Source organism: Micromonospora sp. LOL_021 (assembly GCF_048060215.1).
Classification (GTDB): Bacteria; Actinomycetota; Actinomycetes; order Mycobacteriales; family Micromonosporaceae; genus Micromonospora_E.
Genome location: NZ_JBHMIN010000006.1, coordinates 155683 through 163043 on the forward strand (window position 1 = coordinate 155683; position 7361 = coordinate 163043).

Here is a 7361-nt window from a genome sequence, read left to right on the forward strand (position 1 = left end):
TGTCCCTTCCATCGAGAGTTCAGCCATCGAGCATCTCATGCAGCGTCGGCTCGTCCGGCAACTCGAAGCCCAACTCGCTGCGGGCCACCTGTTCCGCCTCCGTACGACTCACCGGCGAGCGGCCCGCTGCATCGGCCGAAACAGTGACAGCGCCGGGCACCCCAGAACCGTTGCCCCAGGCTATCGACCGTGGCCCGTCCGGTCCGACCTCGACGGCCGCCAACGTGACAAGCTCACCGGCCGTGCCCCGATCCACGTAGTAGACGAAATACGCGCCGCCCCGGTCGACCACCGTCCGGCCCGGCCCCGCAGCGGTCAGCGCGGTGGTCGCCACACCGGCCGACCCACCGACCCGAGCTTCTGCCACCGACTCACCGGCCCGACTCGCCTGCTGCGCGACGGGCGGCACCGGCGGGGGCTGCGGCACCACTGGCGCGCGGTCCAGATGGGCGTAGTCCCTACTCATCAGATCGAGAAACGCCCGCATCGGAATCGGCTGCGGATGACCATGGTTCCAGGGGTTGCGCAGCCAGACATGCCCGTCCTGCGCCGCCACCACCTCGTACGCGTGTCCCGCATGCAGTCCGTACGGCGGCATTCCATTCGGCAGATGCTGATAGCGGTCCGGCGGCATCGTGCTGACGATCACCGGATTCCGCCGCGCCAACAACTGGGCCAGCGTCGCCTCGACCGTAGGCTCGCTGCCCGGATGCGTGGGAAATCGGCCGGTGCCGGCCGGCTCGCCGGTCAGCTGGGTCAGCAGCTCCGCCCACAGATTGGGAGTGCTGCCCGGGTCCATCCGGGCGTAGCCGCGCGGCGCGGCCCGGTGCGGATCGGGCTGCTCCTGCCAGCTCTGCCACTGCTGCTGCCAGTGGACCTGCCGGGACTCGGTCCAGGTCCGGTCGACCGCCGCCAGCGCCTTCTCCAGCATGCTCGCCCATGCCGCCCCGGCCTGCGCCTGGTCGGCGTAGGCGGCCTGCCCCGGCATGATGGCGTGCACCGGGACGTCCGGAGTCACGGTGATCCGCAGCCGTCGGCCGGTCGGGGCCGTCCGGTCACCCGGGAGGCTGCTCTCGTGCAGCAGGACGTCGACGGTGCCGTCCGGGTTTAGGCGGAACAACCCACCGATCGTCAGCGGGCTGTGCCCGGCGACCGCACCGATCGCGGCGAGCATGCCGCAGTCACCGAGAGCCCCCTGTGCGACTTGCTCCCGCCTGGGCAGCCCATTCCACAGGGGCGCTGCGGCGCCCGAGTTCGCGGCCACCGGGCGGCCGTACTCCGGTGCCGCCTCCCCGGGATCCGGCTCCGGCAGGGTGGGGTGGTCGGCGTACACGTGGATCTCGGTCGGACCGACGGCGAGCGGTGCTGCTTCCGGCGCTGGCTCGACCGGCGCGCTCGGCGCCAGGTTCAGGATCGCCCGCGTCAACGCGTCCGAGACCAGCGCCATCGTGCGGGTCTGCGCCAGGTAGTGGAAGCTGTGGCTGCCGAGCAGCCGGACGACTTCCGGGTTCTGCCCGTACGTCGCGGTGATCGTCGCGTACGCCCGGCGGACGTCCTCGGCCAGCAACGCCCGTCGGCCGGCGTCCGTCGCCAGGTCGAAACCCGGGTGTACGCCGCCCACGTCCACATGCGGCGCGTTCGCCAGCACGTACGGGCTGATGTCGACCTGGCCGGTCAGGTCGACGTACACCCCGTCGCGGGCGATCCGCGCGGCCAGCGCCGGATCGACGGCCTGCAGCTGGGCGATCTGATCCGGGCGCAACCCGATCACCTGGCCGGCGGAGGCCGGCAGCGTCGGCAGGCTCCGCTGGCCCTGTTCGGCGTCAACGGCGAGCCGGTGCAGCTGCTCGGTGAGCTGCGGCGCGAACGGAACGTACCCGTTGTGGACCAGCCGGGCCCGGTAGTCACGCTGCTGGGCGCGTTGCGGTTCGGTCAGCGTCGCCGGGTCCGTACCGAGCACCGCCAGTACGGTCTCCGGGGTGAGCGCCGGTGAGGTGAGCCGCAGCAGCAGGTTCGCCAGGTCGGGCGGCAGCTGCGCCCACCGCGCGTACACCTGCGGGGTGCCGCCGGTCAGGCCGAGCTGGTCGACGAGTACGCCGATTTCGGCGCGCAGCGCCAGCCGGGTCCCCGGGTCGGCGGCGGTGTAGTGGGCCGCCAGCTGGCGGATCCGGGTCAGCCGGGGATCGGCTGGTTCACTGTCCCGGCTGGGGGCCAGATCTGGTGACCGCTGATCCGGCCCTGCCGCCTCGCCGCCGCGTACTGCTTCATGACCACCGGTATCGGCAGGCTGCTGTGCACCGTCACCGTCCCCGACCGGTCGATGATGTAGCAGCCCATCCCGACGTGCGCCCCCATCGCCCGCTGTTCGGTCGACGGTGTCTCCTTCGCCAGCCAGCCGAACTCGAACGGATGCAGTTCGATCGGATTCGCCGTCCCGACCAGCCGTTCGATCAGTTGCTGCGCGTCGTCCTCCGTCATCGCCCGGCACCTCCCCTGGGGGCACTGTCATCGACCATAGAGTGTGCGTCATCTCGACGTACTCCGTCGGCGGCTCGGTCCACACCGTCCCCTGTTGTGGATCCCACCAGATGGGCCCATCGGCGTCCGCCGGGTGAACCACCACGAATGCATGTGCGTCGTGCATGACGACGTTTCCATCTTTGTCGACGGCCGGTTGTCCGGTCAGTCGGTCCAGCTTGAGCCATTCCGCTACCACCAGGGCTGCTGACCCCGGCCCACCAGCTGTCAGCTGATCCTGCAGTTCTTTGTACTGCCGACTGACCCTCTCGGCCCGTTCTGCAGGTGTGCCAGGCATATCGGCTGGCTGAGATGCCCACTGACCGCCCAGCCAGGCCTCTGCCCGCTCGACGCCAGCCGCCTCCCCACTCGCCCAGTCTGTTCGACCGTCAGGAAGCGGGTCCGGCCAGCGCGGCAGCGCAACCTGTGGCTGACCGTAGAAGCTGGCCAGCGCGGCCAGGGATGCGTCCAGGCAGTTGTTTCCCCGACCTGGCTGCGACGGCCCGCCATCATTGATCAGCCTCCCGTACGGGTGGACGGCCGGATCCGAGCCGACCTGGTAGCCGTCAGGCGCAGTGAGGCTGTGCTCCAGATCTGACTGGTAGCGAGGGTCTTCCAGCGGAGAGAGTCCCTGCGGACCAATCAGCCGAGTGCCCGGTAGCGGCAGCAACGCTGGTGGCGTCGATACGCTGCGGTCATGTCCGACGCCAGCGACGCCCGGCCCGCCGTCAGCGACGCCCTGTACACCGCCATCCTCGCCGACCCCGACGACATGGACCTGCGGCTGCGCTACGCCGACGCCGTCGAACCCACCGACCCCGACCACGCCGAGCTGATCCGCGCCCAGATCGAGTACGACCGGGCCAGGATCGCCGGCGCCCCGATCGCGCCCGAGCTGTCCCGGCGGGTCCGTGGACTCGCGGTCAGACTCGAGCCGCGGCTCTGCGCGAGGATCGCCGGGCTCGTCGACGACTGCGGGGTACGGCGTGGTTTCGCCGAACTGATCGAGTTGCCCGGTGCCGACTTCCTCGACCGGGGCGCGGAGATCTACCGCCTGGTTCCGGTCCGCCACGTCCTGCTGACCGACGTCAGCCCGGACCTGGTCGGTGCGATCGCCGCGAACCCGCTGCTGGCCCGACTCACCAGCCTCGGACTGGACGACAATCCGATCGGCGACGACGGGCTGCGAGCCCTGCTGGCCTCGCCGCACCTGCGGCGGCTCCGCTGGCTGGGGCTCGTCAACTGCGGCATCACCCAGGCCGGATCCGAACTGTTCGCCGAACTCGCCCCCCGGGTCCTGCCGGACCTGCGGTTCGTCTACTTCGCCCGCAACCACGCCGAGCTGGTCCCCTACGGTGAGGGCTTCGACGCCGTCGGCGGGCAGGACCCGATCGATGTCTACATCCCGCCGATCGCCGAGCGGATCATCGCCGAGCACGGACCGCTGCCCTGGCTCGACCCCGCCATCGCCTGGCGGGGGGGATTCGTCGACTTCAGCGAGGTGTGACCGCGGCGGTAGCGAGTTCCGGTTGGCCTCGGCGATCCGCTGCGCGTGGAACCGGATACTCGGCGGGATGTTTCGCGAGTCGTCCGGCAGCGCAGCGGACGCTTCGCTGATTTGGAGCTCCGCTGACCTCCTGAACTTGCGGCTAACCGACGGCATGAGCTGACGGGCCACGGCGGCGGCACCGAGAACCCGCAGGCGGCCGGACGCGTCGGACAAGCCGAGAAAGTCGGGACCGCCGTCGCGGGTGGTCGCCGGCCCGTGCAGTGGGCGCAGTTGCAGCGCGCCGGCGAGGGCGGCGACCCCGCCGGGATACTCGGGGGCCTGGCCGATGGAGAAAACGACCCGGTCGTACTCCTGGCGGGTGCCGTCACTGAACTCGACCAGGAACGTACCGTCCACGGTGTGCCGGGCGCTGACGATCTCGCGCAGCGACTGACTGATCCGGCTGTCGGTGGTGGCCACGTCGTACGCACCGACGTCGGGCAACGTGTTGCGGCGGTTGTATCCGCCGGAGAAGCTGCGCTGAAATTGCAGCTCAGCGTCCCGGACCGGGTCACCGGTCCGGTCCGCCGGCGGCAGCCCGACCGCGCGGGCCGACCAGTCGATGGAGGCCGCCGGCGAGGCGGCGGCCTGCTCGATGTCCCACGCCCCGGAGGCACCCGCCCCGAACACCAGCACCCGGTCGCCTGACTGGTACGCGTCGGCCAGGTTCTGCCCACCGAAGTCGACCCGGGGACGCGCCGGCGCAGGGGCGGCCAACCGGCCGTCGGCGTCGAAGCCGAGCCGCTGCGCGACGTCGCCGGGCAGCGCCGCCGGGTCGATCGGGAAGCCGTCCGGGGCGTACGGCGTGCCGGTCGTCGGGTCGACGGCGTACCCGCTGGCCGGATCTGCCAGCAGCGGATCGGTGAGCCGCCCGTCGGTGTCGGCGAGCAGCGGCAGGCCGGCGCGGACGGTGCCGGTACCGGTGCCGGTGTCGGTGCCGCCGAGCACCGTACGGACCGGGGCGGGCAGCGTCGCCGGGTCGACGGCCGCCCCGGTCGGGTCCCGAAACACCGGTATTGGGCCGGACCGGTCGACCTGGTAACCGGTCGCCGGGTCGACGTACCGGCCGGTTGTCGACGCCGGCGCGGCCGGCACCCGCGCCGGACCGGGACCAGCGGCAATGTCCACGGTGGCCGCGTAGAAACTCCGCTCGCCGACCGTGACCCGGTAGTTGGCGTCGGCCGGCCACCCAGCGGCGTCGTCGGCGCTGGTCGGGCGGGGCAGGATCGCGGTCGCGGTGCCCTGGTAGCTGGGCATCCCGGTGTACGCGCGGGCCGCGCCGACCGCTGCCGCGAAGTCGCTGGCGAGAGCGAACTGGGTGCCTTCGTCGGCGAAGTCCGCCGGCTGGAACGGCAGACCGGGGATCTCCAACTCGGTGGGGACCTGCCCCATCAGCAGCTGCTGCCGGTCGGCCCACGGGTCGTGGCCCTGCGACACGGCCAGCACCGGCGGCAGGCCTGCGCCGGTGTCCGGCGGCGCGTCGAGAGTGGCCGCGTCGAGAGTGGCCGCGTCGAGGGTGGCGAAGTCGGCCGTGGCCGCCCAGCCGCCGCCGATGATCAGCCGGTCGAAGACGTGCTGCGGGTCGGCGTCGAGCGCGGCGTCTACCCGGTCGGTCAACGCCAGGTCCGCCTGGTCACGGGCGGCGGTCGCCCGCGCGGCCCACCGGCGGGCCGCCGCCCGTACATCGGCCTGGACGACCCGGATCTCGTCGGCCAGGCCGGGTCGGTCGCGGGCGGCCGCGAGCAGCCCGGCGAGGTCCGCGAAGGCCGGCCCCAACTGGGTACGGACGGCAGCGAACCGGGCGTCCGTGGCGGCCAGCCCGACCACCGGTACGTTCGGCACCAGGCTGTGCACCCGGTGCCCCGGGTACGGCTCCAACAGCCCACTGCTGATCAGCAGGCCGACCGCTTCGGCGTGCAACTGGGCCACCTGGGCCGGGTCGGCGTGCCGGCCGGTGCCCGCCTGCGACAGCTGGTCGGCGACGGTACGCAGCTCCGCCAGCCGCCCCATGTCCCGCGCGGTCAGCTGCCGCTGCCCATCTCCTTCGGGCCGGGAGCCTTCGGCGAGCGCCGTCGTCGCATCGGTACGCAGCCCGTCGGCCCGTTCCTGCGCGATGGCGTCCACTTCTGCCAGTGTGGCGGCGACCGCCCGCCGGACATGGTCGGCGGAGGCCCGGTCTGACACCCGTACGGTCGCCCCGTCGGCGTGCGTCGCGATGGTGGCGACGGGTGCCACCGTCGTACCGGGCGGCAGCGAGGTCACGGTGAGGGTGACGGTCACCGGCCCGGCCGAGGTGTCGAGGGTGACCGTGCCGGCATCCGGGTCGGCGACCGCGCCGGCCGGCAGCAGTCCGGTGTCGAGCGCGTCGCGTACCGCCGCGCCGACCGCCGCCGGGTCGGCGTCATACAGCGCGCCCCCGAAGGTCGTCCCGGCGGCGGCGCTGACCAGTCCGTCCGGCGCGGCGCTGAGCGACCCGTCCGGCCCGGCGGTGGCTAGTGGTTCGGCTCCGGTTCGTCCGTCAGCGGCCACACCTGGCGGCCGGTCGTCCGGCCCGCCCGGCGGGCCGCCGCGTACTCCTGCATGATGATCGACGGCGGCATGCTCCGGTGAGCCGTCACCGTCCCGTCGCGGTCGATCACCCAGTTCCCCTGGCCCAGACCCATCCCCTGGGTGCGTTCCGTCTCCGACAGGATCTCCCGCGCCACCCAGCCGAACTCGAACTCGTGCAGCGCCATCCGGTTCGGCGTCCCGACCAGCCGCTGGATCAGCTCCTGCGCGTCGTCCCGAGTCACTGTTGGTCCCTCCCCGTGCCGTCGGCGCGTCCATCGACCACAACGTGTGCGTCGCCGCCAGGTATTCGGCGGGTGGCTGCGTCGCGGTTCCGCCGTACTGCGGATCCCACCACACCGGCCCGTCGGCACCGTACGGGTAGACGATCAGGAACGCATGCGAGCCGGCTGCCTGCGCGTTTCCGTCGGCGTCCAGATGCAGCCGTCCGGTGTCCTGGTCGAGGCTCAGCCAGTCGGCGACGACCAGGGCGGCACTACCCGGCCCGGCCGCCGCCACCCGCTCCTGCAACTGCGCGTACTGCTCGGCGACCGCCGCCACCCGGTCCGCCGGTGCCCCCGGCATGTCCGCCGGTGGACCGACCCACTCCCCGCCCAACCACGCCTCGGCCCGGCTGATCCCGTCGGCCTCACCCGTGACCCGGTCGATCGTCCCGTCGCCCGCCCGGTCCGGCCAGCGCGGCAACGACACCATCGGCCGACCAAGAAACGTCGACAACCCCGCCAAC

The 7361-nt window shown here is 72.4% G+C and carries 3 protein-coding genes and 1 pseudogene; 1 reads left to right on the forward strand and 3 read right to left on the reverse strand.

What is annotated here, in order from left to right; genetic code table 11:
• Nucleotides 1-19 precede the first annotated feature (19 nt).
• Complete coding sequence (locus ACFHWT_RS07195; protein WP_416593793.1) at nt 20-3343, reverse strand: toxin glutamine deamidase domain-containing protein; 3324 nt, start codon at nt 3341-3343, stop codon at nt 20-22.
• On the opposite strand from ACFHWT_RS07195, the gene ACFHWT_RS07200 reads away from it, so the two are divergent.
• Entirely contained in the window at nt 3290-4024 is a 735-nt protein-coding gene (locus tag ACFHWT_RS07200; RefSeq protein ID WP_416593794.1) for a hypothetical protein, read from the forward strand. The genes ACFHWT_RS07195 and ACFHWT_RS07200 overlap by 54 nt on opposite strands.
• Before the next feature lie 2534 nt (nt 4025-6558).
• Here the strand turns inward: ACFHWT_RS07200 and ACFHWT_RS07205 are convergent.
• Both ACFHWT_RS07205 and ACFHWT_RS07210 read right to left on the reverse strand, forming a co-directional pair.
• Entirely contained in the window at nt 6559-6858 is a 300-nt protein-coding gene (locus ACFHWT_RS07205; RefSeq protein ID WP_416593795.1) for a hypothetical protein, read from the reverse strand.
• 151 nt (nt 6859-7009) lie between these two features.
• Nucleotides 7010-7327, reverse strand: a pseudogene (locus ACFHWT_RS07210) (toxin glutamine deamidase domain-containing protein); the annotation flags it as partial.
• Nucleotides 7328-7361: the final 34 nt, after the last annotated feature.

Excerpts from the sequence above, each read along its gene's own strand:
- ACFHWT_RS07200 (WP_416593794.1), top strand. The coding sequence starts at position 3,290 with ATGGACCTGCGGCTGCGCTACGCCGACGCCGTCGAACCCACCGACCCC.